Raw genomic sequence first — 26,556 nt, forward strand, 5'->3', positions numbered from 1 at the left:
GGAATATCATTCCGCGATACTTTCTGCGCCAATTTAAAGTGCGCATGGCGAGACAAGGTGTAAATTTGAGCAACTCCAACCGATATTCGCACTTGTTATGAAAGTCACAGCCTTCCACATTGCCGAGCAACTTCGCCTCAAACGCTTGAAAGAAGCGTACGCAGGCACCCTGCTTTCCGAAAACCCATCCGAACTTTTTTATCAGGTGGACGAGGACCGCTACCTCTACGCCTTCGACTACGGCGCGGTCGTTTTCGCCAATATGAGCGACACCGATGTCAGCAAAAACCTGAACTTGCTGGAGCAGTTCTGCGCACACCCGCTTTCCGAAAAACCCCGCGAAGACTTCGAAATCGCGCATCGCCCCGAAGAACAACTCGCTTTTGGCTTCGATAGTCTGGTGGTGCCGCACCTCAGCAGCGATGTGGTCAAAATCGCCATGCTCAACGTGGCGCACTCCGTCGCGCTCGATTTTTACTCCCAACGCGCCCACGAGCTGCTTTCCGAAATACAGGGTTTCACCAACCAAATGGAGGAAAAAGGCTCTATCAGCATCAGCCGCAACAATATGCTGCGATTCATCGGGCGCACCCTCAACAACAAAACGCGCATCGTGGAAAACCTCTTCATCTTCGACAGCCCCGACCTCACTTGGGACGACGAATATCTCGACCGCATCCACCGGGGGCTGGCTCGCACGTTCGAGACACAGACCCGCTTCAAGGAAATCGAATACACCTTCAAAGTGGTGGAAGACAACCTCTCCGTGTTCCGCGAACTCTATCTGCACCGCGAAAGCAGCAAACTCGAATGGATTATCATCATCCTGATTTGCATAGAAGTGGTGGATTTGATGATAAGCAAGATTTTTTGAGCAATATCATCCCCCCCCCTGACTTTCGTCAGCCACCCTTCGAGGGTGAGGCGGGTACTTTTGGGGTTGACAAGAACAAAATCTCAACAGTATGTCGGCTGCCACCATTTTGAAACCCAAAAACCCGCCCGTCTCTTCGCTCGCCTGTTTTCACTGCCACGACGTTTGTCCCGATGATAAAATACGCATCGAGGACAAGTATTTCTGCTGCGACGGCTGCAAGATGGTCTATGAAATACTGAACACCAACGACTTGTGCCAGTACTACGATTTGGACGAAAAGCCGGGCATCACCCTCAAAAATCGCCGCGACGCAAGGGCTTATGCGTATTTGGACGACACCGAAGTGCAGGAAAAATTGTTGGAATTCAACAACGGCCACACCGCCCAAGTCACGTTCTACCTACCCCAGATGCACTGTGTCTCTTGCATCTGGCTGCTGGAAAATCTCTACAAACTTGACGCGGGCGTGACCCACTCGCGGGTCAATTTTTTGAAAAAAACAGCCACCATACAGTTCGCCCCGAATCAGACCTCGCTCCGCAAACTGGCGGCGCTCCTCGCCTCCATTGGATACGCGCCCGAAATCAACCTTGGCGATGTGGATGGTGCGAAACGACCTGCCATGAACCGTCGCCTCGCTTATCAAATCGGGGTGGCGGGATTTGCCTTTGGCAATATCATGTTGTTCAGTTTCCCCGAATATGTGGGCTTGGACGCGGCCACCGACACATGGTTTGCCAAGGTGTTTGGCTACCTCAATATCGTGTTGGCGTTGCCTGTGCTGCTGTTCAGCGCCCGCGATTATCTCACCTCGGCGTGGCATGGGATTCAAGCCCGCCACCTCAACATTGATGTGCCACTCGCGCTGGGCATCGTCGTGTTGTTTGGCCGCAGTGTCTGGGAAATTCTGACCCATACGGGGGCAGGGTACATGGATTCTTTTGCCGGACTTATCTTTTTGCTGCTCACGGGCAAGTGGTTCCAGCAGCACACATGGCAACAACTGTCTTTCGAGCGCGATTACAAGTCTTATTTCCCGGTGGCAGCCACTGTGAAAAATGGCGACGCTGAAACGTCCGTTCCGGTGCAGCGACTTGTGCCCGGCGACATCATCGTGGTGCGCAGCCACGAAATCATCCCGGCAGACGGTATTTTGCTAAAAGGCTCTGCTCGTGTTGATTACAGCTTCGTTACCGGGGAAGCGGTGCCAGTGAAAGTGAAAAGCGGCGAGCGCATTTTCGCGGGCGGCAAGCAGGTGGGCGAAAGCATTGAAATCTCTTTGACCCGGCGTGTGTCGCAAAGCCATTTGACCCAACTTTGGAACAACGAAGCGTTCAAAACGCCCACCAAAGGGCACGCCACGGTGCTGGCCGACCGCGCGGGCCGCTATTTCACCGGACTGATTTTAGCCTTTGGCGGCGGTTCGTTTCTTTATTGGTGGCTCGTCGAGAACAGTATTCACACAGCAGTCAATGCTTTTACTGCCGTGATGATTGTCGCCTGCCCCTGCGCAGTGGCCTTGGCTATCCCTTTCACGTTGGGGAATATCCTGCGCATACTTGGTCGCCATCGTTTCTATCTGAAAAACAACCAAGTGGTGGAGGCTTTCTCGGCCTTCAACGCGGTCATTTTCGACAAAACAGGCACCATCACCAATATCGCGCAACAGCGCTTCGAGTTTCACGGCAAGCCGCTTGATGCCCAATCAAAAGTGGCGGTGCGGTCGCTCACGCGCCATTCGGCGCACCCGCTGAGCCGGAGCCTCTACGAATCAATGCCAGAAGTGCCTACGGCATCACCGGAACATTTCGAGGAGTTGCCCGGATTGGGGGTGCAGGGCGTGGTGCAGGGGAAAAAGGTAAAAGTAGGCTCGGCGGCGTTTGTAGGTAAAAATGATGAGGCCGATGCCGTGTCGGGCAGAGGCGTTTATGTCTCCATCGAAGGCGAGGTATTGGGTTGTTTTGAGGTGAAAAGCCGCTATCGCGACGGGCTGGACGAGGTGCTGGATTATTTTCGTTCCCTCCGACGCCTCTCCACCTCCCGCACTCATTCCTCCGTCTGGCTACTTTCTGGCGACCAAGACGCCGAAGCCTCGCGCCTCGCGCCTTTTTTTCCCGACCGCGACTCTATGATGTTCGATAAAAGCCCGCAAGACAAACTTGATTTTGTAAAAAAACTTCAACGGCACGGCCAAAATGTGTTGATGCTCGGCGATGGCCTCAACGACGCTGGAGCCTTGCGCCAAAGCAACCTCGGCATCGTGGTGGCGGAAAACACGAACAACTTCACTCCTGCTTGCGATGCCATTCTGCATGCCGACGAATTTGCCCGATTGCCTCGGTTCATCCGACTGGCTCAGTCGGGCGTGCGCATCGTCAATCGGTCATACCTCATTGCCTTGATGTACAATTTGACAGGTTTGAGTTATGCGGTTACCGGCACTTTGTCGCCGCTTGTGGCGGCCATTCTCATGCCCTTGAGCTCTGTCACGATTGTCGTGTTTGGGGTGTTGATGGGCAATTGGCAGGCTAAGAAACTGTTGCGCCAATCATAAAAAAAAGGTTCTCAGGCAATATCTGAGTGGTCATCAATGGCAAGGCGTGGGCAGCCATCAATGAGTACCCAAGTGTTTGGCGGGCGGTGTGATAGATTTTTAGTTGCATTCCGAATGTCCGCAGTTTTTGCAATGCAGGCAGCCTTCTTGATAGACGAGGCCATCGGTGCGGCATACGGGGCAGGTGTTGTGCGAGGGTGTCGTGCCATCGGGGATGAACTTGCGCAGGGCGCGCACCACGCCGTTTTTCCAGTTGTTCAGTGAGGCGCTGTCCAAGTGGAGGTTTTCGACCATCTCCACGACGTAGGGCAGCGGCATCCCGTGGCGCAACACGCCGGAAATCAGTTTGGCGTAGTTCCAATACTCTTTGTTGAACGAGCGCGACAACCCTTCGACGGTCGCTTTGTAGCCGTCCTTGTCGGTGTACTGGAAGTCGTAGCGATTTTTGCCGTTTTCCTTGATTTTTAACACTTTGCCTTCCGAAACTTGTGTGAGAATGGCGAAAGAATCCACCGCCCGGCCAGTAAAAATTTCGTAGGGTTTGCCTGCGTACATTCCAATGACGGCCACCCAGCGTTCGTCGTTGTTCATAAAATTGAACACCACGGCGCTGAGTTCGCGCGGGCGCTTGGGCGCGATGGTCTCGGCAAACGAAACGGCTTTTTCCTCTTTTTTGTCACTCACCAACACCCCGCTGCGCGAGCCTTCGCGATAGACGGTGATGCCTTTGCAGCCGACCTCCCAACCGGTGAGGTAGATTTTTTCGATGAGTTCTTCGGGGGCGCTTTCCGGCACGTTCACCGTGACGCTGATGCTGTGGTCCACCCATTTTTGCACGCGCCCTTGCAGATGCACTTTGCTGACCCAGTCCACGTCTTCGGCGCTGGCACGGTACCACGGCGATTGCTGGATAATGGCTTGCAGTTCGGCTTCTTCCATGTTTTCCACTTTCGCGGGGTCGAAGCCTTTGGTTTTCAGCCAATTTTTAAAGGGGACGTGAAAAACGTGATAGTCCTCCCAAGCGTCGCCCACCTCATCGGTAAAGGTGATGCGGGCGTTTTTGTCGTTGGGGTTCACCTTGCGGCGGCGTTTGTAGGAAATGCGGAACACCGGCTCCAGCCCTGAAGTCGTCTGCGTCATCAGGCTGGTGGTGCCGGTGGGCGCGATGGTGAGCAGGGCGATGTTGCGGCGACCGTGTTTTACCATTTCGGCATAAAAGTCCGGGGCGGCTTCGCGCAGGCGCTGGATGAAAGGGTTGTTCACTTCGCGTGCGGTATCGTAGATGGGGAAAGCGCCGCGTTCGCGGGCGAGCGCCACCGAGCCGCGATAAATTTCGAGGGCGAGCGTGCGGTGCACATTTTCGCAAAATTCGAGCGACTCCTCCGAGCCATAGCGAATGCCCAGCGCGGCGAGCATATCGCCTTCGGCGGTGATGCCGATGCCCGTGCGGCGCCCTTGGCGGCATTTTTCGCGGATTTTCAGCCAAAGATTTTTCTCGGTGGCCTTCACGATGTCGGGTTCGGGGTCGCGCTCGATTTTTTCGAGAATCGTTTCAATTTTTTCCAACTCCAAATCGAGAATGTCGTCCATGAGGCGTTGGGCGTGGCGGGCGTGGGTTTTGAATTTTTCAAAATCAAACTTCGCTTCGGGGGTGAAAGGCTGTTCGACGTAAGAGAACAAATTGATTGCCAACAACCTGCAACTGTCGTAAGGGCAAAGCGGGATTTCGCCACAAGGGTTGGTTGAAACGGTTTGAAAACCCAAATCAGCGTAGCAATCGGGCACGGATTCGCGCAGCACGGTGTCCCAGAACAGCACCCCCGGCTCGGCGCTTTGCCAAGCGTTGCGCACGATTTTTTTCCAAAGCCAGGCGGCGTCAATTTCGTTTTCAATCTTCGGTTTCTTTGCGTCAACGGGGAATCGCAGCCAGTAGGGTTCGCCGCTGACGACGGCGCGCATGAAGGCATCGTCAATGCGCACGGAGATGTTCGCGCCGGTGACTTTGGTGCTGTCCAACTTGGCATCCACGAATTGCGCGATGTCGGGGTGGCGCACGGAGAGCGTGAGCATGAGCGCGCCGCGCCGCCCGTCCTGCGCCACTTCACGGGTGGAGTTGGAAAAACGCTCCATGAACGGCAGGATGCCGGTGCTGGTGAGGGCGCTGTTCATCACGGGCAAGCCACGCGGACGCAGGTGCGAAAGGTCGTGCCCCACGCCGCCGCGGCGTTTCATCAGCTGCACCTGCTCCTCGTCTATTTTCATAATGGCGCCGTAGGAGTCGGCACTGCCCTCCACGCCGATGACGAAACAATTGGATAGCGACACGATTTGGTAGGGGTTGCCGATGCCCGCCATGGGACTGCCTTGCGGCACGAGGTAGCGAAAGTCGTGCAGCAATTCGTAAATATCTTCTTCGGAAAGAGGATTGGCGTAGAGCCGCTCGATACGCGCCAGTTCGCGGGCGATGCGGCAGTGCATCTCATCGGGGTCGCGCTCGTAGATTTTCCCGAACGAATCTTTGAGCGCGTATTTGTTCAGCCAAACGCTGGCGGCGAGGGTGTCGCCGCTGAAGTATTCGGTTGCGGCGGCAAGGGCTTCTTCGTGAGAATGCGTGTGGCGTTCGGCCTCATTGGTGGCGCGGTCAGTGGTGGGTGCTTCCGATGCTTCCATAGAAAAAGACTTATACCTTGATTCACGAGGATTTGTCTGATGATTATGACTGCTCTTCCTGATTATTAGCATTTCGCATTTTTAGCCATGCGCAAAACTTGGCGGCGCGAGGGATAAGAATCGTGTTTTGCGAGACCACCGTGGGAGAGGATGAAGGAGAGCGCTCTCTAATGTCTGCAAGTTACGTTGTGAGAGTCAAGCGGGAAAGAAAAAAATAGGGAGTTTTGTGAAGGATTGTTAGTTGGCGCACGCAAGGACGATTGCCTCCAGATATTTGCGGATGCCCATTTGCCTAAACTTCTCTTCATCGTGCGGGCACTGTTTCGTTTAGAACCTGTTTTATAGTCAACGCAAATCAGCCCCGTCCGCCTCACTTGGCCGGGCAAGCCCCTGAGTACAGGGGCTGACAAGGTGGGGTTGACACGAGCGGCTAAGTTTTTACAAGATTTTTAGAAAACCACTTCCTTTTTCGCCCCTAAATCTGTCGGCAAACCGTCCAGGCTCACCAAGTTTTTTTCTTGAATGTAGGCGCGAAGCCCCTCTTCGCCTTTTTTGGCTGCCCATTCAAAATGAATGTCCCGCTCGCCGACGTACTCGAACAGCGGCACACCAAACCCACAGGAAGTTTGCACCAAATCAATGTCGGCCACGATGATTTGCCGGGTACTGGGATAAATCGTGAAATGAGGCGCGTATATCTCCCATGCTGCGCTGCCGGGCAATACAGTGAAACCTTTTCCGTACAAACGCAAAATGTTTGGCGGCCCTTCGAAGGAGCAAAACATGATGGTGATGCGGCCATTTTCGAGCGTGTGCGCCGAGGTCTCGTTGCCACTGCTGATTAAGTCCATGTACGCTACTTGATGTTCAGAAAGCACCCGAAAACAATCCAGTCCCTTAGGTGAAAGATTGATGCGTCCTTCGGCACTCAGCGGCGCGGTGCCGACGAAAAAGATGTGCTGCCGCTCGATGAATTTTTGATGCGCGGGGGAGATGGAAGAATGAAATTTGCCCATGTGGGTTTTGTTGGTTGAGATGAGACTTTTCAAGACATAGACTTTCCAGCGAGTAGCAACTTAGTCGGGTATTGGCTCGAAGCCACTACCCGAATGTGTCTGTTTTTTCATTTTTTTAAAACTCTTGATTCGCATAAGTCATGAAAACAAAAAAAGCCGCCTCGGTTTGGAGGCGGCTTTGTAGCCCGTACGGGAATCGAACCCGTGTTACAAGAATGAAAATCTTGCGTCCTAACCCCTAGACGAACGGGCCTTCTTTCAAAAGCGGGGCAAAGATAGCAGTACAGATTTTTTAAAACCAAACCGCGTTTGAAATTTTTCTCAAAAATCTTCTTGCCGCGTTCGGCCTTCCTAAAACTTGTAGCGTCCCAAAAGTTCCATCGCTCGTTTTTGCACATCTGGGTCAACTTCCAATTCCGGCGCGTGATGCGGCTTTTTTCGAGCATCTATCACCAATGGCCCGTGACATCCCCAATGTTTGAACTCGGTAAAGGATTGCACGCCATACACGTCGTGGCTCGGATTGGCGCGGGTGAACGTGACCCAAAGAAAATTATTCAACGTCGCTGATGCGAACCGGCTGTCGTCCACCAAGAGCACGAGTGGAACGTGTGGCAGGTCGAACCGTTCGAGCCACTGGCAGAGCGATTCGGCTTGTTCGCGGGCTGTTTTTTCCACCTCGAATTTTGGGGACCGCACAGCCAACACTCCCGGCAGACAGAACAACGGCTCCCCAAATCCGGCGGGCAAAGAAAAATTTTCGGGAAGGGAGGCTTGCAAGGTTCGTCGTTGGTCGCCTCGACAAGCCACCACGAGTTTGGAACCCTCATTCCAGCCTGTGCCGGAGTAGTCGAGTGTATCAATGGTCGTGCGTGTGTGAAAATGCAAGTCGCGCGTCCAATCCACCCGTTCGAGAATATGTTGGAAAAATCGGGCGATGTCGTGCGTATCCAAATTCGGGTTGTCGTCGGCAGCAGCGATAAAGAGGAACTTCGCCAAGGAGGTTTGCCCCGAACCCAATATTCGGTTTGCGATGGTCAGTATTTCCTCCGGCTTGCGCTCGCGGAAGGGCATATAACGTTCATTACCAATGGCCAAGAGGAGGGGGTGAACGCCAGAGGCATCCACAGCGTGGATTTCCTTGACACCGGGAAATTCTTGAGAAGTGAGCGGGGCCACCAATTCATGGATGAGCCAGCCAAAACTGCTGTCCTCCATCGGCGGGCGACCCACCACGCTGAAGTGCCACAAGGGGTCTTTGCGATGATACACCTTGTGCACGCGCATCACTGGGAAATCATGCGTTAGCGAGTAGTACCCCAAGTGGTCGCCAAAAGGCCCTTCGGGTTTCTTCACGTCTTTCAGAATCTCGCCCGTGATGACGAAATCGGCATCCGCGCTCAGAAAATGCCCATCCCGACGGGCGTAGCGGAAGCGCCGCCCGGCCAGCATCCCCGCAAAGGTCAGTTCGCTCAAGCCCTCCGGGAGCGGCATGATGGCCGAAAACGCATGGCTCGGCGGCCCGCCGACAAAAATGCTGCATCGAAAGGGCAGGTCGCTTTTGTTGTATTTGGAGTGGTGCACGCCGATGCCTCGATGGAGTTGGTAGTGCATCCCGATTTCTTCGTTGGGGATGTAATCGTTGCCGGAAAGTTGGATGCGATACATTCCGAGGTTCGATTGCATCACGTTGCCGAGCGCATCGGGGTCTTCGGTATAGACCTGCGGCATGGTGATGAACGCGCCGCCGTCCATGGGCCAGCTCTTGATTTGAGGCAATTGGTCAATCGAGGTGGTGCCGTAAGTGACTGGAGCGCCGAACCGACTGCGCATCGGCAGGGCAGACAAAGCCGTGAAGGGCGCACCGAGGTAACGCCCCGGCTTTTTCAGCATAGAGGTAGGGTCTTTTTTGAGTTCAATGACACGCTTCACCCGGTCGAGGGTGTGACGGAAGAGAAATGCCGTGCGCTCGAAAGTGCCGTAAATATTGCTTACTGCCTGAAAAGGACTGCCTTTCACCCGCTCAAACAAGATGGCAGGGCCTTGGCGCTCGAACACCTGCCGATGTATCTCGGCGATATCGAGGTGTGGGTCAACTTCTTCCTTGACGCGCAGCAACTGCCCGTGTCGTTCGAGGTCAAGCACGGCAGCGCGGAGGGATGTATATGCCATGTTTAGTCCTTGATGTAGGCCAATTTGGCGGCTTGGTATTTTGGCTGTTGGAGTATTTTGCGCATTCCGTTGAGGGTTTCGCGAGGCCCCATGTCAATCGCCATATTTACCAACCAATCGGGTATGTTGCCGCCGGGATTGGAGTGAATGTAGTATTCGATATTGATTTGACCACTGGTGCCGGGCGTGATGGTCCATTTGGTTGTGGTAGTCTTGATGCGCACCACGCCTTTTTGCTCGGGGATGCGGGAGGGCTTTGCATGGCCGGTAGAGGTGATTTTTTTCGTCGTCGAGTCTTGCTCCATCTTTGAGTGCACCACGATGTCGCGGTCGCTCAGCGGCCACGGGAAATCAAGTTTGGAGTAGTAGTAGAACTCTCGCTCGTTTACCTGTTGGAGCAGTTTGGCTTCCGAGATTTTGTAGCCCCACACGGGGTAGTTGTCCACCTCGTTGAGCAATTGGACAGCACCGGAAAGGGTGGCTTTCATGGTGGTGAGCATTTTTATCTCGTGCACGTCGGAGGTCTTCCTGTAATAGACTTTCACACCGTCTTTTTCGCTTTTAAAAATCCAGTCACCACTTTTTTGGGCAAGAACGGATTGGAGCAGCAGAGTGAATGAGACAATGGAGAGGAGTAGTTTTTGGGAAAAAAAATAGCGCATGGGAGTAGTGGTTGTGTTGTTCAAGTCAAATGTGAATCCGGGGGTTAAAGACCATGCCAAAACGCAAAGGTTGGGCACCTTGTTTCGAGAAGGCGTAAAATGTGGTATGCTGGCTTGGCTTGCCCCGCGCGTTCATTCGACTCTCCACTGTTCACGCCTGTTGCAAGCGCGGCAACATTTTAGCCGAAAATCAAAAAATTCAGGAGTTGTGCTTGTGGTTCAATTTGTCGTCAAAAACAAACCCGCCCCAAAACCCAATGGCAAATCCAACAAAATCCAGACAATCAGGAGGAGCACCCACCCGATGAAAAACACCACCGTGTATGGGAGCATGGTGGACACCACCGTGCCGATGCCCGCACGGCTGTCGTATCGCTGGATAAAGGCTACAATGAGCGCGAAATAAGACATCATGGGCGAGATGATGTTCGTGATGCTGTCGCCTACTCGATAAGCAGCCTGTGTGAACTCTGGCGAGTAACCCAGCAGCATGAACATGGGGATAAACACGGGCGCCATAATCGCCCACTTGGCCGAGGCGCTGCCCATCACGAGATTGATGGTGGCCGACACACATACAAAGGCTATCATCAGCGGGATAGGGCCAAGCCCGGAGGCGCGCAACGCATCGGCACCCTTCACCGCCACCACCAGCCCGATATTGGTCCAGTTGAAATAGGCCACAAACTGTGCGGCAAAAAACACCAGCACAATGTAGGAGCCGAGGGTTTCCATGCTCTTGGCCATGCCTTTCATCACATCGGCATCACTTTTCACCGTACGGGCGCCGATGCCGTAGGCGATACCCACGAATGCGGCTCCCAAAAACAACAAAGCCACGATCCCCGACATAAAGGGCGATTTCAGGATTTCGCCTGTTTCAGGGTTGCGCAAATAGCCGCCTTCTGGAATCAATCCGCCAAGGATGAGCGCCGTGAACAATACCGCCGCCACAAGCGCAAACCACAACCCACGCTGTTCGGACGAATCCAAAGGCTTGATTTCCTCCGGTTGCTCGCTGCCCTCGTATTTGCCCAATCGCGGCTCCACCACCCGCTCCGTCACCCACGCGCCCAAAAACGTAATCAGGAAAGTGGAAACTGCCATGAAATAGTAATTGCAAGCGGGGTTGATGGTGTATTCTGGTGAAATAATCCGCGCAGCCTCTTGCGACAAGCCTGCCAAGAGCGGGTCAATGGTGCCCAACAACAGATTGGCACTATAGCCGCCCGACACGCCCGCGAACGCCGCCGCCAAACCCGCCAAAGGATGCCGCCCTGCCGCCAAAAAGATGATGGCCGACAACGGAACCAACAGCACATAGCCTACCTCGCTGGCCGTGTTGGACATCACGCCTGCAAACACGATGACCAGCGTGAGCAAGCGGGCTGGCGATTTCAGGACAATCAGGCGCAACGCAGTGCCAATCAGCCCCGTGCCTTCGGCAATGCCGATGCCCAAAAGCGACACCAGCACCGTGCCCAAAGGCGCGAAGCCTGTGAAATTGCCAATCATGTTCGTCAGGATGCGATGCAGCCCTTCCGCTGAGACGAGATTGACCACCGCAATATCTTTGCCCGTGCCGGGATGCGTCACCGTCAGGTTGAAAAGGCTCAAAAACCAACTCAGGAGAATCACAAAAATGGCGAAGCCCGCAAAAAGGGTGGCAGGATGCGGCAAAGCATTGCCGAGGCGTTCCACGATGTTCAGAAATCGGCTGACCCAGCCGCTACCGTTCTTTTTCATCAAGTTGAGCGTTTCGTTCTTTTGTTGGGCTCAAATGTAGGAGCCGCTTTCGACTTGGGCGCTCTTGACGAAAAAAAATCAGGGTAAAGCCTTTCATGCCTTGATTTGCCAGGATTTATCAGTTCACCATGATGATGTCCTCGATTTTGAATGAATCAGGACTTCGTCTATGTTGAGAACTTGGCGGCGCGAGGTGTCAATTTTATCATTTTTGCCTCAAAGACACAGACCCCAAGGAATTGATTGATAAAGTTTTGTGCCTTCGTGGCGAAATTTAGGTGACGGCGTGCCAAAAGTCTTACAAATCCTTTCGCTTAAAAATTCGCACCGCCCACCACATCGGCAAGGCCGCCCACAGCAACAACACCGCTGCCGCAAAAGCGATGCCCCAGCCCGTGCCGAGGAATTCCCGGAACAATGCCCCAGTGTAGCCCATGAGTGCCGAGATGTCCATTTGCAACAGAACGACCACGCGGGCAAGGTCAATCGGATTCAAGGAAACAAAGGCGAGCATGGCTTTTTCCAACGGATAGTCGGCAAATGAAAACATCAAGAATAGTAGCAGCGCATCGTAGAGCAGTGAAAAGAAAAACCACAACAGCAGCGCCACGCCGATTCCCTTTGCCTTGTCGCGTGTGGCGACAGAGGCCAACATCGCGATAGAGACAAACACGACCGTAAGCCCAATGGCTGCTGCCAAAAGCGAAAGTCCGGTGGCGTTCGGTGTGAAAAGAAATATCGGCAGGCCCATGCCTACTGCCACCGCCATGCTCAGTGCCAATGTCAGTCCCCAAAACTCGCTCCACACGATGACGCTCCGCCGAATGGGTTGGGCAGCCAGCAATTCGATGAACTCATAAGAGTTGTAAAAATGAATGGTGGCGAACACGATGCTCACCAATGGAGTGACGATTAACGCGATATTGAGCAGGCTTACCAAGCCTTTGGTGGGAGCGTCGCTAAGGTTGAACACTCCAAATGACACCGCCAGCAGGAACAGCGTGTAACCAATGACGATGCGGTTTTGGAGAATGTCGTAAAGGACGTATTTGACGATGCGGAACATAGGCGCGTTTTTGCGGCCTGACGACTCCAAGCCGTCTGAGCGCTTCGAGGCCATTGCTTGGCGTATATCGGTCGGACGACTTGGATTCGCCAAGCCGATGAACGTTTCGGTCGTTTTCATGCTGCGGTATTTTGTTTCATTACTTGTGCCAGTGCGCGGTTGAGTCTGTCTTCGCCCGTGCGGGCTTTCAAATCTTCGATGGGCTGATAAAACTGGACCTTGCCCTCTATGATATACATCACATCGGTTGTCAGTTCCTCTAAATCGCTGAGAATGTGAGAGGTGACCAGCACCAGTTTGCCTTTCTTTTTTTCGGCCAATACTTTTTCTTTCAACAATTCAGAGGCCAACGGGTCGAGTCCGGCGGTCGGCTCGTCCAGAATCAGCACATCCGGGTCAAAGAGAAAAGCGAGGCAGGCGCTCACTTTTTGGCGGGTGCCGCCGGAGAGCGTGCGCATCGTTTTGTTCTCAAATTTTTCCACTTCATAGGCCCGCATCAGGTCGTCGTCCACCCGACTGAACGTGCCGCGCCGGATTTCCCGCACCATATCGAACAATTGCCCGACGCGCATATTGTCGGGGTAGCGCCCGATTTGGGGCATATAGCCGATGTGCCGCCGGTAGTCCCAATGGCCGAGGATGGGTTCGCCGTTGAGCGTCACGTCGCCGCTGTCAGGAATGACAAGGCCAAGCAAGCATTTGAGAAAAGTCGTTTTCCCGGAGCCGTTTGGCCCCACGAGCGATATGGCTTGCCCCGCGTCCATGCGGACGCTGATGCCGTCGAGGGCTTTCATTTTGCCGAAGGACTTGGTGAGTCGGATGGATTCGAGCATTTTGTTAAAGTTGATGAGGGTTGATGAGGGTTGATGAGGGTTGATGAGGGTTGGTGAGGGTTGATGAGGGTTGGTGAGGGTTGATGAGGGTTGATGAGGGTTGATGAGGGTTGATGAGAGTTGATGAGGGTTGGTGAGGGTTGATGAGGGTTGATGAGGGTTGATGAGGGTTGATGAGGGTTGATGAGGGTTGGTGAGGGTTGATGAGGGTTGGTGAGGGTTGATGAGGGTTGATGAGGGTTGATGAGGGTTGATGAGGGTTGATGAGGGTTGATGAAGGTTGATGAGGGTTGATGAGGGTTGATGAGGGTTGATGAGGGTTGATGAGGGTTGATGAGGGTTGATGAGGGTTGATGAGGGTTGATGAGGGTTGATGAGGGTTGATGAGGGTTGATGAAGGTTGATGAGGGTTGATGAGGGTTGATGAGGGTTGATGAGGGTTGATGAAGGTTGATGAAGGTTGATGAGGGTTGATGAGGGTTGATGAAGGTTGATGAGGGTTGATGAGGGTTGATAAGGGTTGATGAAGGTTGATGAAGGTTGATGAGGGTTGATGAAGGTTGATGAAGGTTGATGAAGGTTGATGAGGGTTGATGAGGGTTGATGAGGGTTGATGAGGGTTGATGAAAAAATTACGCTGATAAGTCCTCATAAACTTTTATCAACCTTCATCAACCCTCATCAACCCTCATCAACCCAATTTATTTCTGAAGCAACACCTCGTCAATCACATGGACGATGCCATTAGAGGCTGGCACGGAGGCCAAGATGTTGGCACCATTGACGGTGATTTTGCCATCTTTCACGCCGATGGTGACTTTGCCGTCGTTGGCCATCGGAATCACTTGCCCGTCATGGAGCATTTCTGTTTTATAGACCGCGACCGCGACGTGGTATTGCAGCACATCTGCCAGGGCATCTTTTTTATCCGGCTTCAACAAACCTTCCACGGTGCCGGGAGGCAGTTTGTCAAAAGCTGCGTTGGTCGGTGCGAATACGGTGAAAGGCCCTGCGTTGGAGAGCACGTCCACAAGTTCGGCGGCTTTCACGGCGGCCACCAGCGTGGTGTGGTCGGGGCTGCCGACGGCGACTTTCACCACGTCTTTTTGCGACACATCATCCTGCACGGCGGATTGGCCGCCTCCAGCAGGCACAGCAGCATCGGTAGTGGTGGCTTTTTGGTCGGAAGAGGTGCCGGTGCAGTTGGTGAACCCAATCACCAACATCGCGCCGAACAGAGCGGAAACCAAGATATTGATTTTCATACGACTGCTTTTTTATTTTGAAAAAATGAAAATAGGGAGTAGTGTTATTCGGATTGCTGCATGGCCGACAAAAGGAACAAGGCTCCTGCGGCAAACAGCGGTGCCGAAATCAGCAGGAAGTTGTAGATATTTTGCGCCGCACCGAAGTGAAAGGTGAACACGATGCCTAAAAACAGGAATAGGATGCCCCCGAACAACCGATGTCTCCACGCGACTGCCAAACTGCCGATGGTGACCCCTGCTGGCAACAGGTGCACGACAAAATCGCCGAATTGGTCGGCCAATGATTTGTCTATCTTGAACGCATCGAGGGCAAACAAAGCGAGCAGCCCGGCAAAGGCTATGGCGATGATTCGGGGCGACCAGAGCAGGTATTTTTCGCGCGTCGTCATGGTTCAAATTTTTGAAAATGAGTGAATTGCCGTCATCATTTCAGCAACATCAACTTTGTTTTTTTCGACACCCTCACTCCGTGCATGACCTCTTTTGGCATCAGAACAATATCACCTTTTTTCAGCGTGCGCGCGATGCCACCGATGGTCACCGTCGCCTCGCCTTCGAGGCATTGCAGGTAGGCATTGCGCGGGGTTTTATGTTCCGGGATTTCTTGCCCTTCCAACAAGGCGAATAGGGTGAGGCTGAACCCTTCTTCCCGGAATAGCACCTTGCTATTGAATTTATCGGGTCTGAAATCCAGTTGGTCGGTTAGTTGGATTGCGATTCCTGTTTCAGGTTGTGCGGGTGTGTTTTCCATGATTTCAAGTTGAGAGTGGCCGCATGGCAGGTTCTTTATCCATCAGTTGTTCGGGTGTCAGCGACGGGATGATTTTTTCCGCCCTGTCGAGCAGATACACCATAAAACTTCGCAATAGCATGAGGCCGAAGGGCATTCTTTCCACCACGACGGCATAGAGGCTCACCGGTCGGAACGGCACATCGCCCACCCCGTCGCGGTTGAGGTCGTAGCCTTCGTACTTGTCCCAATAATTGCCTTCGAAGGTGTTGAGCACCGTGTGTCCGTTGGTCGCCACGTCGAAAGAGTTGCCAAAAAAGTTGTTTTGACGCACGATGTTGGCATCGCAGCTGGCTTGCACCCTGAGTGCCCATCCGTTCTCGCGGAAGTGATTTTGCTCCATTGTGATGCGGCTTGCGCCTTCCATATACACTGCCGCTGAGTTGCGCTCGAAGGTGTTTTTGCGAATATGGCTGTCCGAGATGTCTTTGAGCAAAAGGCCATACGCCGAGCTCCCCCAATTTTCGGCAAATTGGTTTTCGAGCATCTGCACTTGCCGCGAATACATGACTGCCACACCTGCGCCGTTGTTCCGAAAGATGTTGCGGAGGTAACGGTCGTTGTGCGAAAACATGAAGTGCAAGCCATAGCGGAGGTTGGCCTCGCTGGTGTTGTCTCGAATCTCGGAGTCGGACACAAACTCGAAATAGATGCCGTCGCGGTGGCCACTGATGTGGTTTGCCTCGATGAGGGCATTCGAGCCTTTCCACAGGTGGATTCCATTTCCGCTGTTTTGCTCTTCTTTCAGAATGCCGCGAATATCGTTGCGGCTCACACGCCCATCTTTGGTGTCGGATAGGTAAATGGCAAAGTTGCAGTCGCGCAAGCGGTTGTTTTCAATCAGCACGTTGCTGGCGGACAATACTTTGATGCCTGCCAAATCAATCGTGCTCAGTTGGCCGGTATTGCGGATTTCAAAGCCCCGGACAGTCACGTTTGAAGCGGTGACGGTGAGCACCTCATAACGATGCTGACCATCCAGCACGGGGTAGTCGAGTCCTACAAGGGTCAGCGGTTTGTCAATGGTCAAGTTGCCTTCGGTGTAGACGCCGGGGTGCACGACAATCGTGTCGCCAGCCGCAGCTTTTTCCAAAGCCACACGGATAGTCGGATAGGGTAGGTCGGCGCCGACATGGAGCTGGGCGGCTGGGAGGTTGGCGGTAAAAAACAGCAGTATGGCGAAAGTGGTAAATTTCATTTTTAGCGTTTTTCTCCCACAGACTTATTTGTGGGAAATAGAAAAATCGTAGCTGCTCGAGCGGCGGCAGCACTCCGAAGCACATTCCGGGGCGCTGCCCCTGTCTAAGCTTCTGTGAAAAATCAGTCTTTTGCTTTTCCCTTGCCTTCTTCGCCTCTATCCCCGGCACGTTCGCCGCTGCCATTTGCATTGAACCACTGAATCAGCACATTGCGTTGGGTGCTTGAAAGATTGGCTTTAGGGTGGAGCCCCGCCCAAGTATAACTCGGCAAAGGCATTTCACCTTCTTGCACTGTTTCAGGAACTTCTTCCATTAAGTCGGCGAGGTCTTCGCCCCCGAGTTTGCCAAACTCGGAGAAATTCAGATGCTCGCGCCCTTCCGCGATGTGGTTTGCAAGCCACCGCGAAACGGGGGCTATTTTGCTGTACCAAGGGTACTTGGTCTCGAATGAGTGGCAATCGTAGCACGCATCCTTCAAAATCGAAAGCACTTCGGTCGGCGGGTTGGCGACGTTCTGAAAGTCAACCGTCGAATCAACGACAGGATTCTTTTGGTCAGGTCTGATGAGTTGGATGAGCACGAAAAGCCCTGCCACTGCCCACGCGATTTTTTTGAGCATTTTGATTGAGTTTTTTGAAATGAACGCTTCAAAATAACGGGAACATCCATTCGCAGGCAATGACCTTTGTCACGCCGACCAGTGATGCTTTGATGCGGACTCAATCAAAAACTTCCCTGCACCTCCGCCCAAGTCATATCCTTTCCCCCGCCGACTTCCGCCTTCACTGCCTCCAAATCTTTTTTGTCCGAAAAGCTTGCGATATCGGCACGCATCGGGCTTTTGAGCGCATCGTTTTGAAGAAAAAACGCTTGGTGAACATCCACAAAAGCCCCCATTTTTTTGAAATCAACTGCGACCACTTGAGCGATGTTGGCTTCGGGCACGCTGCCTTCTCTCAGAAAATTGACCAAGCAGTTGAGGTCGTCGAATTTGTACACTTTGCCCTTCTTTGTCACGACTTCGGTGCCAAATCGCTTGTCGGTCAATGTCATTTTGCAATGGAAACACTCGTCCTGCCCATAGCGTATCGGCTCTGGGCCAATGGCGCAAGTGGTGAATGACAGAAGGGCGAATAAGCCAAAGATGGCGGCTGTGGCGCTTGCTGTGGTGTGTTGCATCCGTATCTTTTTTTTATGTTTGAAAAATTCCCATCCCCAAAGTGCGGTCGCCAGTAAGCAAACCGCGATGATGACCCACGCCCCTATGTCGGGGCCAGAATAGGAGGTGAAATTGAGCAAGTTTTTATAGCCAATCAACGGCGGCTGATACGACATATCCGGGACCTTGATGGCCGCATTGGGGTCGAGATTGTGGCCGTAGTCGTAGCCCCAACGCCAGAACGACCACAGTGCCGCTGCTCCATAAGTATATGACAGAATCACGAAAAACAGCAAGATGCGCGAATTGCCCAATACCGCCACCGTCAGCCCCACCGCGATTAGGAAGCCAATCAGGGGGCCTATGTATTTGAACTCGGGGAACATTTCCACGCTGATATGCTTCATGCCGATATAATGGTTCAAGCCATTGATGATATCCACCTGCCCTGTCAGATTGTCTGTCCATATCTTCATGGTCAGCCCTTCTGGATATTGTGGTGCCCAAAGCAATATCTGCCAGAGCGGCACGAAGTAGGCGACGATGAGCGATAGGCTCGCCACACCCATTGCGATACGGGTTGTTTTGCTAAGAGTCATGAGTTGTGGATTTGTGGATTTGGGGATTTGTTTATTTGGCGCTTACAAATCCCCAAATAAACAAATCCCCAAAAAGTAGTTACTTCGCTTCGCCTGTTGGCTCGGCTTTGTTGCCGGTGCTGTAAGTGAGCGGCACATTGGAGCCACGCGGCGACACGCGCACATAGCCTTGCATTTCTTGGTGGAGCGCCGAGCAGAAGTCGGTGCAATAGATGGGGAACACGCCCGTGCGGTCGGGCACCCATTTGAGTGTGCAGGTTTCGCCGGGCATGATGAGGATTTCGGCGTTGTTGGCGCCTTTCACCGCGAAGCCGTGCGGCACGTCCCAGTCCTGTTCGAGGTTGGTGACGTGGAAATAGACCTCGTCGCCCATTTTCACGCCTTCGATGTTGTCGGGTGTGAAGTGCGAACGGATGGAGGTCATCAGCACATGCACTTTGTTGCCTTCGCGGAATACCCTCGCCTCTTTTTCGCCTTTCGCCACATAGGGGTGGTTGTTCTCCTCGATTTTGAAGATTTTGACCGATTTGGGTGCCACCAAACTGGCAGGTATTGCTTCGGCGTAGTGCGGCTCGCCGGTGGTTGGGAAGTCGAGCAGAAGTTTCATTTTGTCGCCCGAAATATCATACAGTTGGGCAGATTGCGTCAGTTCAGGTCCGGTGGGCAAGTAGCGGTCTTTGGTGATTTTGTTGTAAGCAATCACATACTTGCCGTGTGGCTTGCGAGTGGGGCCGCCCGGCACGCTGAGGTGGCCGATGGAATAATAAGTCGGCACGCGGTCAACGACTTCGAGTTTTTCGATGTCCCATTTCACGATTTCTGAAGAGACGAAGAATGAGGTGTAAGCAAAGCCTTTGCCGTCGAACTCCGTGTGCAACGGGCCAAGTCCCGGTTTTTTCACTTCGCCATGCAGCACCGCATCGTACTTCAACACGGGGATTCCCTCAAATTCGCCTTCAAAGTTTTTGTCAGCGATAGCCTTTTGCATTTTGCTAAACGAAAAAACGGGAATCACGGCGGCCAATTTGCCAGAGGCGCAAATGAATTCCCCAGATGGGTCCACGTCGCAGCCATGTGGCGATTTCGGGCAGGGAACGAAGTACACGATGTCTTTGAGTTCGTTGGGGTCAAGCACGACTACTTCGTCTTTGATGGTCGACGTGCCTGTGTGTGTCTTTTCGTCAAAGACGTTGTGCGCGTAGCGGACTTTTGACTTTTTGCCTTTTCCGGCCTTCACGTATTCTTCGCATTTTTTCCAGTTGACGGCCATCACGAAATCCTTGTCTTTTTGCGAGGCATTCACCTCAAGCAAGGTGCTGGCCAGCTCGGTGTTGTAGCAAGAGAAGAAGAACCAATCGTGTGAAGGGCCGCGACCGCAGCGGGCCAAGTCGAAATTGACACCCGGAAGCAATACTTGGAAGGCGACATTCATGTGCCCGGTTTCCTTGTCAATGCCTACGAAGGAGACGGTGCCTTTGAAATTCTGTTTGTAGGTGCTGATGGGCACGTCGGGGTTTGATTCCTTGTCGTCGAGTGGATAAGAGAAACGAGTGCCTGCCACGGCGTACTCTGAGTTTTCCGTCAGGAAAGGGGAGGAGTGGTTGCCGGAGCTGTTCGGAATTTCGATGATTTCCTCGGTGCGGAAGGTGGCAAGGCTGATGCGGGCGATGCGCGGCGTATTGTTCCCGTTCACGAAAGCCCAGCGGCCGTCGTGCTCGCCATTGGTGGTGGAGAGGGCGATGTGGTGGGTATCGTCCCAGGGCACAAAGCCATGCGAGGTGTTGAGCATGGGCTTGGTCTCCTCGCTGAATCCCCATCCGCTTTCGGGGTTGAGCGAGAAAACCGGGATGATGCGGAACAAGCGCCCAGAAGGGATGCCATAGACACTTACCTGACCATTGAAACCGCCAGAAACGATGTTATAGAACTCATCGTGCTTTCCCGGTGCCACATAGACCTTGGAGGCGGCATCGCCCTCGACGGCGGATGTGGGATTTTGAGGTTTGCAGCCGGGCGACGACAACAGAACGGGCAGCGTCAGGGCGGCTGTTATGAAGAGAACAAGATGTCGGTGTTTCATAAAAAATGATGTTTGAATAGTTATGGTGGTGGAAGGTAGAAGGTGGAGGGTAGGAGGCGGTGGCTTGGGGAATACCCTCTACCTTCCATCCTCTGCCCCTTTATTTTTCTCCGTCGTTGGAGCGCATGAATTCGAGGATTTTGCGTGCGTCTTCTTCGGACACGTTTTGGTTGGGCATCCGCACAAGACACTCCTCAAGCATTTTCTGCGCCTCGGCATCTGTTTCGAGCATCATGTCCACGTTGGTAATCATGTTCATTATCCAAACGGGTTGGCGTTTTTTCGTGACACCTGCCCAGCCGGGGCCTACGACACGCTCGTCGGTGAGTTTGTGGCAGGCGAGACACTTGGTCTCGTAAATGCTTTTGCCTGTTGATACCCATTCTGATTTGAGCGGGTTGGTGAGTTCCACGGATTTGATTTCGGTGCCATGTACTTCGGGTTGCGGAATGGCGAGCTCCGAGGCGGTCGGTGATTTTTTTGCTTTTTCCTCAGCCTCTTTTTTAGAGGTGCAGGCAAAAAACGCAAGGAGCAAAAACGCGGTGAAGAGAGTTGCTTTGCCAGACATAGTAAGATAGGTGTTGCTGTGATGAAAAAAGAAATAAAGAGTGTCAACTCTTTTTATTGACAAAAGTATTGGCAAGCACACAGGAAGGTTGATGAGGTGCGTCACCTAAGGGCTTGATTTGCGTCATGCAAGCGAAATCTTGTTTTTGGGCTAATTTTGCCTCCGAAAATTGCTTGGTTTTATGTTCTCCAAAACTTTCGGCTATGCGTTGCGGGCTGTCACGTTCGTCACTATTCACGGGAACGACGGCAACAAAGTGGGGTTGCAGGAACTTTCGCAGGCGCTTGATGTGCCTCACCATTTTCTCGGAAAAATCATGCAAGACCTCGTGCGACACGGGGTGGTTGACTCTGTCAAAGGGCCGCACGGCGGCTTTTATGCCAATGCAAAGACAGGAAAAACGGTGTTGACCGATATTTTGAGAATCACGGATGGGAATCTCGTCTTCAGCCAATGTGCGCTGGGCATCAAGCGATGCAACGCTGCGTATCCTTGCCCTCTGCACGACGATTTTGCCCGGTGCCGCGACGGGATGCTTCAAATAATGGCGCAAAAAACTGTGTCCATGCTGGTGGAGGGTGTGGTGTCGGGCGACACCTTTCTGGTGCGTTGATTGCTCACAAGCAATGACGCATATCGACGCATATCGGTAGACATTAAGTCTGACGATGGGAGCGTAGGGATAGTTTTTTCAGAAGTCCGCACGGGATATGCTTCATGGCTTTCTCCGGGAAGATTTCCCCGCATGCGCTTACCCATACCAGCATTCGGCAGGCAGCTCCTGCCTCTCCTCCATCACTTCGAGTATGTGTGTTTTCGTCCACACGGCCATGATGCTTTCACCCTCAGGCGTGTGTGCGTCCACGAACGCGACATCTGTGCCGTGCGTGAGCAGGAAACCGATGGGTGTTTCCGTGTCGTGTGCATGGTGTTCGGACACGACTGGCACACAGGATAGATTCTGATAGTGGAAGGGGGAACCCGCTACGACGTGTGCTTCGCTGCGGAGCCAATCATCAATGTTTTGTTGTATAGTTCGCATGGTCGACGGTTTTTGAAAAAACGGATAAGGAGGGAAATGCGAATCACGCTGGAATTTTCCCCAAAAGTAGTCAAAAAATGTCAAACTCTCGCAAGGTCAGTTCGTGATTTCGCACATAAAAGGGACGCGGCTTTAGCAGGATGCCGCCGCCCTTGAACGGGGGCATCTTCTTTTGAAGGGCGCTTTCGTGGGATGCGCCTTCGGATGGAATGGTCAGGTCTGTTTCGGATGGGGCAGAAGCGCTCGCGCGTTTGGTCACATGGCGTGTGGTGTGTAAGTAGTAGGCTGTGTTACTCATGGTTAGGCTGCTGTTTTTTGCAAAAATAAGGGAAAAATTTGTCGAAATGCCATGACTGAGGTCAGCGATATTTTTGACCCTCGTCATGTTTTCCCTCTCTACAAAAAGGAATTTTCTGAAAATCAGGTATTTGGAATCGTTTCTCACTTTTTGAACCAAAAGAGGCCCGACCAATATCACCCTTACCCTTGACGCAAGTCATCATGCCGCGATGTTCCGCCCACGCATCTTGCACCCGATTTCAGAAAAAAGACTCGCCGGGAACATGAAAATCATGCTTTTGCTCATCCTCATCAGCCTGCTGCTTGCGGCGGGGTTTCTGCTCGTCTATCTGTGGGCCGCGCGTGCGGGCCAATTCGACGATGACTACACGCCGTCGGTGCGGATACTTTTCGACGACGCGGCTCCCGAAGCGGAAGAGCAGCATGAACCCGTGACCACTGGCGAAAAAGCGAAGAACTGACCTAATTATCTCAATCTCTATGAGTAACGTTCAACAATTCCAGTACGACAACAAAATTGTGCGAGCCTTTGGGATGGCCTCGTTCATCTTTGGGGTGGTGGGCATGCTGGTAGGGCTGATTATCGCGCTGCAGCTCATCTATCCTTCTTTGAACTTGGGGCCTTACCTTACGTTTGGTCGCTTGCGCCCCTTGCACACGAACGCCGTGATTTTTGCCTTCGTGGGCAATGGTATTTTCATGGGCGTCTATTACTCGCTGCAACGCTTGCTAAAAGCGAGAATGTGGAGCGACACGCTCTCATGGATTCATTTCTGGGGGTGGCAAGTTATCATTGCGTGCGCCGCCGTCACGTTGCCGATGGGCTTCACCACGAGCGGCGAGTATTCCGAACTGATTTGGCCGCTCGATATTCTCATCACGCTGATATGGGTCGTGTTCGGGGTGAATATGTTTGGCACCATTCTGACGCGCCGGGAAAATCATTTGTATGTGGCGATTTGGTTTTACATCGCTACATGGGTGACGGTTGCGGTGTTGCACATCGTGCGGAGTTTTGAACTGCCCGTGACGTGGACGCTGAGCTACCCTGTGTTTTCGGGCGTGCAGGAGGCGTTGGTGCAGTGGTGGTATGGTCACAACGCGGTGGCGTTCTTTCTGACCACCCCCTACCTCGGCATGATGTACTACTTCCTGCCGAAGGCCGCCAATCGCCCGGTTTATTCTTACAAACTTTCCATCATTCACTTCTGGGCGCTGATTTTCATCTATATCTGGGCGGGGCCGCACCACCTGTTGTATTCGTCCATGCCCGATTGGGTGCAGTCGCTTGGCACGGTGTTCAGCATCATGCTGATTGCGCCGTCGTGGGGCGGTATGCTCAATGGTCTGCTCACGCTGCGTGGCGCATGGGATAGGGTACGGCAAGACCCTGTGCTGAAATTTATGGTGGTGGCAGTCACCGCGTATGGTATGGCCACGTTTGAGGGGCCGATGCTTTCCATCAAAACGGTGAACGCCATTAGTCACTTCACGGACTGGACCATCGCCCACGTCCATGTGGGCGCGTTGGGCTGGAACGGCTTCCTCACCTTTGGCGTACTTTACTGGTTGTGGCCGCGTATGTACCGCACCCAACTATACTCCACCAATTTGGCAAACACCCACTTCTGGCTTGGCACATTGGGTATCGTCATCTACGCGGTGCCGCTTTATTGGGCAGGCTGGACGCAGGCGCTGATGTGGAAAGAATTCACGCCTGAAGGCACTTTGGCTTGGGGCAACTTCCTCGACACCGTGACGCAAATCATGCCTATGTACATAATGCGTGCGGTGGGTGGCACCTTGTTCTTCGTGAGCGTCTTGATTGGTGTTTACAATCTGTTCAAGACAGCGCAACAAGGCACCTTCCTTGCCAACGAGCCTGCTGAGGCTCCCGCACGCGAGAAGCATCTCGCGCCAGCAACAGGCCAATACTGGCACCGCTGGATAGAAGGCCGCCCGATGCAGATGTTGCTGTGGAGCACCGTTCTTATCGCCATTGGAGGCATCGTCCAAATCATACCGATGGTGTTCATCGAAAATCAGGTGCCTAAAATCTCTACCGTGCAGCCTTATACCCCGCTCGAACTGACGGGTCGTGATATTTATATCAAAGAAGGTTGCGTGGGCTGTCACTCGCAAATGATTCGCCCCTTCCGCTCCGAAACGGAACGCTACGGCGAATACTCCAAATCAGGCGAGTACATCTATGACCGCCCATTCTTGTGGGGCAGCAAACGCACTGGCCCCGACTTGATGCGCGAAGGCGGCAGGTACCCGGATAGCTGGCACTACAATCACATGATTGACCCGACTTCCATGTCGCCCGGCTCCATCATGCCTGCTTATCCGCACTTGGCCGAGCAACCGCTCGACCTGAGTGATTTGCCTGCCAAAATCACGGCACTGCGCAAACTCGGCACGCCATATCCGCGCGATTTTGAAAAATATGCCATCGGCAATGCCCAAGAACAAGCACAAAAAGTGGCGAGGAATCTTGCCGCCGAAGGCGTGAAGGACAAGGGCATAGAAAACACCGAAATGGCGGCCATCATCGCGTACCTACAACGGCTCGGCACTGACATCAAGGCGCAGCCACAGGTGGATAAATAGGGTTTGAGGGCTTGCCCGGCCAAGCCCTCAAACAACTCAAACTTAACAAAGTCATGTACAAATACATCCTTGAATCTGTGGCAGGTATTCAGTGGTTTGGAATAGCCACGTTACTGCTGTTTTTTGGCACATTTTGCTTTGCTGTCGTTCGCGCTTTTTTCACCAAAAAAGAAGACACGCGGCGCATGGCGAATCTTCCGCTGGAAGACTAAGAAGTTGTTTGATTTATTCTCATGAGCTCAAAAAGGGCATTTTTTCAACGCATACTTCACCTTTTTCTCAGCCCATAACCTCACTATGAACTTCAAAAAAGGTTGTGTCTGCCTTGCAAGCCTGCTCTTTTTGCTTCCGACAGAATAACTCAAATAACTTCTAAAAATTCACCTAATTTCCTGTTTTTCAATTTTTTGAAAAATGAAATCGAAACAACTTTTGCTCCTTGCCATACTCTTGGCCATTCCCCTGATGGGATGGGGTCAAGCAACACAATCGGCGGCCACAACCACTCAAAAGGGGCTGCCAGACATCATGTCCTTGCTCCTCTTCATAGCTGGCGCGTTGCTCTTCATAGTGGCCATGGTCTATGTCGTCAAAGTCAATCAGTTTCTCTACAAGCGGGTCGTGTCGCTAGAGGCACAGAAAAGCGGCGTGGCACTGACCGACGAGGCAGCCGAAGCCGTCGCTGTTCGGGGCGATGATTTCTGGGCCCGGATGCGGAGGAAATACTGGGAGGATGCCGTGCCCATAGAGCGGGAAGGCGAAATCACCATGCACCATGCTTACGATGGCATCCGCGAGCTCGACAATCGCCTCCCGCCATGGTGGGTCAATATGTTCATCTTGACCATCGTGTGGTCTGTGGGCTATATGTGGTATTACCATTGGGGCGGCAACGGCCCTTCGCAGGCGGAGGAATATGAAAAATCAATGGAAAAGGCCAAGAAGGAGCGTGCCATCGCTTTGGCGGGCCGGGCCGACGCGGTGGATGAGAGCAACGTGACGGCGCTGACCGATGCCAGCGCGTTGGGCGAGGGCGAGTTGATTTACAAAAACGTGTGCGCGGCCTGTCATGGCCAACAAGGGGAGGGCACGGTCGGCCCCAACTTCACCGACGAGTATTGGATACATGGCGGTGGCATCAAAAACATTTTCAGGGTCATCAAATATGGTGTGCCAGAGAAAGGCATGATTTCGTGGCAATCGCAACTGAAACCTGCCGATATGCAAAAGGTAGCCAGTTATATTCTGACCATGCAGGGTACCAACCCGCCGAATCCCAAAGCGCCACAGGGAGAAATCTGGAAAGAGGAAACGGAACAGAAGGCGGTTGAATGAGCCAATC

Annotated in this window: 25 protein-coding genes and 1 tRNA gene; 7 read left to right on the forward strand and 19 right to left on the reverse strand. The window is 53.0% G+C overall.

Features of this window, described 5'->3' with window-relative positions:
* The first annotated feature begins 97 nt into the window (after positions 1 to 97).
* The gene (locus tag KIS77_01210; protein ID MCW5920932.1) at positions 98 to 874 is read left to right on the forward strand and encodes an RMD1 family protein; all 777 of its coding nucleotides are present in this window, start codon (positions 98 to 100) and stop codon (positions 872 to 874) included.
* Positions 875 to 965: 91 nt separating this feature from the next.
* A complete protein-coding gene (locus tag KIS77_01215; protein MCW5920933.1) occupies positions 966 to 3,431 on the forward strand; it encodes a heavy metal translocating P-type ATPase metal-binding domain-containing protein in 2,466 nt (821 codons plus the stop codon).
* 99 nt (positions 3,432 to 3,530) lie between these two features.
* Here the strand turns inward: KIS77_01215 and KIS77_01220 are convergent, their stop codons facing one another.
* The 17 genes from KIS77_01220 to KIS77_01300 form a co-directional block, all read right to left on the reverse strand.
* Positions 3,531 to 6,101 carry an adenosylcobalamin-dependent ribonucleoside-diphosphate reductase gene (locus KIS77_01220; GenBank protein ID MCW5920934.1) on the reverse strand — a complete coding sequence of 857 codons (2,571 nt, stop codon included), beginning with the start codon at positions 6,099 to 6,101 and terminating at the stop codon, positions 3,531 to 3,533.
* Positions 6,102 to 6,550: 449 nt separating this feature from the next.
* Positions 6,551 to 7,117, reverse strand: a complete 567-nt coding sequence (locus KIS77_01225) for a pyridoxamine 5'-phosphate oxidase family protein (protein ID MCW5920935.1) — start codon at positions 7,115 to 7,117, stop codon at positions 6,551 to 6,553.
* Between the two features lie 181 nt (positions 7,118 to 7,298).
* A tRNA-Glu gene (locus tag KIS77_01230) sits at positions 7,299 to 7,370 on the reverse strand.
* A 98-nt stretch (positions 7,371 to 7,468) separates the two neighbouring features.
* Positions 7,469 to 9,289 (reverse strand): UbiD family decarboxylase, encoded by a 1,821-nt coding sequence (locus KIS77_01235; GenBank protein MCW5920936.1) that lies wholly within the window; start codon positions 9,287 to 9,289, stop codon positions 7,469 to 7,471.
* A 2-nt stretch (positions 9,290 to 9,291) separates the two neighbouring features.
* Positions 9,292 to 9,951, reverse strand: coding sequence for a hypothetical protein (locus KIS77_01240; GenBank protein ID MCW5920937.1), 660 nt, complete (start codon positions 9,949 to 9,951; stop codon positions 9,292 to 9,294).
* Positions 9,952 to 10,170: 219 nt separating this feature from the next.
* The gene (locus KIS77_01245) at positions 10,171 to 11,697 is read right to left on the reverse strand and encodes an AbgT family transporter (protein MCW5920938.1); all 1,527 of its coding nucleotides are present in this window, start codon (positions 11,695 to 11,697) and stop codon (positions 10,171 to 10,173) included.
* Positions 11,698 to 11,995: 298 nt separating this feature from the next.
* Complete coding sequence (locus KIS77_01250; protein MCW5920939.1) at positions 11,996 to 12,763, reverse strand: ABC transporter permease subunit; 768 nt, start codon at positions 12,761 to 12,763, stop codon at positions 11,996 to 11,998.
* Between the two features lie 116 nt (positions 12,764 to 12,879).
* Positions 12,880 to 13,596: an ABC transporter ATP-binding protein gene (locus tag KIS77_01255; GenBank protein ID MCW5920940.1), complete on the reverse strand. Its 717-nt coding sequence runs from the start codon at positions 13,594 to 13,596 to the stop codon at positions 12,880 to 12,882.
* Between the two features lie 4 nt (positions 13,597 to 13,600).
* The gene (locus tag KIS77_01260; protein ID MCW5920941.1) at positions 13,601 to 14,248 is read right to left on the reverse strand and encodes a hypothetical protein; all 648 of its coding nucleotides are present in this window, start codon (positions 14,246 to 14,248) and stop codon (positions 13,601 to 13,603) included.
* A gap of 49 nt (positions 14,249 to 14,297) precedes the next feature.
* The gene (locus KIS77_01265) at positions 14,298 to 14,861 is read right to left on the reverse strand and encodes a fasciclin domain-containing protein (GenBank protein MCW5920942.1); all 564 of its coding nucleotides are present in this window, start codon (positions 14,859 to 14,861) and stop codon (positions 14,298 to 14,300) included.
* Between the two features lie 44 nt (positions 14,862 to 14,905).
* Positions 14,906 to 15,253 carry a hypothetical protein gene (locus KIS77_01270; GenBank protein ID MCW5920943.1) on the reverse strand — a complete coding sequence of 116 codons (348 nt, stop codon included), beginning with the start codon at positions 15,251 to 15,253 and terminating at the stop codon, positions 14,906 to 14,908.
* A gap of 35 nt (positions 15,254 to 15,288) precedes the next feature.
* Positions 15,289 to 15,615, reverse strand: a complete 327-nt coding sequence (locus tag KIS77_01275) for a cupin domain-containing protein (protein MCW5920944.1) — start codon at positions 15,613 to 15,615, stop codon at positions 15,289 to 15,291.
* Positions 15,616 to 15,619: 4 nt separating this feature from the next.
* Positions 15,620 to 16,852 carry a nitrous oxide reductase family maturation protein NosD gene (locus KIS77_01280; GenBank protein MCW5920945.1) on the reverse strand — a complete coding sequence of 411 codons (1,233 nt, stop codon included), beginning with the start codon at positions 16,850 to 16,852 and terminating at the stop codon, positions 15,620 to 15,622.
* A 122-nt stretch (positions 16,853 to 16,974) separates the two neighbouring features.
* Positions 16,975 to 17,472 carry a heme-binding domain-containing protein gene (locus tag KIS77_01285; GenBank protein ID MCW5920946.1) on the reverse strand — a complete coding sequence of 166 codons (498 nt, stop codon included), beginning with the start codon at positions 17,470 to 17,472 and terminating at the stop codon, positions 16,975 to 16,977.
* Between the two features lie 104 nt (positions 17,473 to 17,576).
* Positions 17,577 to 18,611: a nitrous oxide reductase accessory protein NosL gene (locus KIS77_01290; protein ID MCW5920947.1), complete on the reverse strand. Its 1,035-nt coding sequence runs from the start codon at positions 18,609 to 18,611 to the stop codon at positions 17,577 to 17,579.
* 79 nt (positions 18,612 to 18,690) lie between these two features.
* The gene (gene nosZ, locus KIS77_01295) at positions 18,691 to 20,691 is read right to left on the reverse strand and encodes a Sec-dependent nitrous-oxide reductase (GenBank protein ID MCW5920948.1); all 2,001 of its coding nucleotides are present in this window, start codon (positions 20,689 to 20,691) and stop codon (positions 18,691 to 18,693) included.
* Positions 20,692 to 20,791: 100 nt separating this feature from the next.
* Positions 20,792 to 21,259, reverse strand: coding sequence for a cytochrome c (locus KIS77_01300; protein ID MCW5920949.1), 468 nt, complete (start codon positions 21,257 to 21,259; stop codon positions 20,792 to 20,794).
* A 181-nt stretch (positions 21,260 to 21,440) separates the two neighbouring features.
* On the opposite strand from KIS77_01300, the gene KIS77_01305 reads away from it, so the two are divergent.
* Positions 21,441 to 21,872, forward strand: coding sequence for an Rrf2 family transcriptional regulator (locus KIS77_01305; GenBank protein MCW5920950.1), 432 nt, complete (start codon positions 21,441 to 21,443; stop codon positions 21,870 to 21,872).
* Between the two features lie 138 nt (positions 21,873 to 22,010).
* Here the strand turns inward: KIS77_01305 and KIS77_01310 are convergent, their stop codons facing one another.
* Both KIS77_01310 and KIS77_01315 read right to left on the reverse strand, forming a co-directional pair.
* Positions 22,011 to 22,301 (reverse strand): hypothetical protein, encoded by a 291-nt coding sequence (locus tag KIS77_01310; protein ID MCW5920951.1) that lies wholly within the window; start codon positions 22,299 to 22,301, stop codon positions 22,011 to 22,013.
* A gap of 70 nt (positions 22,302 to 22,371) precedes the next feature.
* Entirely contained in the window at positions 22,372 to 22,599 is a 228-nt protein-coding gene (locus KIS77_01315; GenBank protein MCW5920952.1) for a hypothetical protein, read from the reverse strand.
* Positions 22,600 to 22,864: 265 nt separating this feature from the next.
* On the opposite strand from KIS77_01315, the gene ccoS reads away from it, so the two are divergent.
* The 4 genes from ccoS to KIS77_01335 all read left to right on the forward strand — a co-directional run bounded on the left by ccoS (position 22,865) and on the right by KIS77_01335 (position 26,549).
* Entirely contained in the window at positions 22,865 to 23,062 is a 198-nt protein-coding gene (gene ccoS / locus KIS77_01320; protein ID MCW5920953.1) for a cbb3-type cytochrome oxidase assembly protein CcoS, read from the forward strand.
* Positions 23,063 to 23,081: 19 nt separating this feature from the next.
* A complete protein-coding gene (gene ccoN / locus KIS77_01325; GenBank protein ID MCW5920954.1) occupies positions 23,082 to 25,214 on the forward strand; it encodes a cytochrome-c oxidase, cbb3-type subunit I in 2,133 nt (710 codons plus the stop codon).
* A 53-nt stretch (positions 25,215 to 25,267) separates the two neighbouring features.
* Positions 25,268 to 25,426, forward strand: coding sequence for a hypothetical protein (locus KIS77_01330; protein ID MCW5920955.1), 159 nt, complete (start codon positions 25,268 to 25,270; stop codon positions 25,424 to 25,426).
* A gap of 202 nt (positions 25,427 to 25,628) precedes the next feature.
* Positions 25,629 to 26,549 (forward strand): c-type cytochrome, encoded by a 921-nt coding sequence (locus KIS77_01335; GenBank protein ID MCW5920956.1) that lies wholly within the window; start codon positions 25,629 to 25,631, stop codon positions 26,547 to 26,549.
* Positions 26,550 to 26,556 lie beyond the last annotated feature (7 nt).

Source organism: Saprospiraceae bacterium (genome assembly GCA_026129545.1).
Classification (GTDB): Bacteria; Bacteroidota; Bacteroidia; order Chitinophagales; family Saprospiraceae; genus M3007.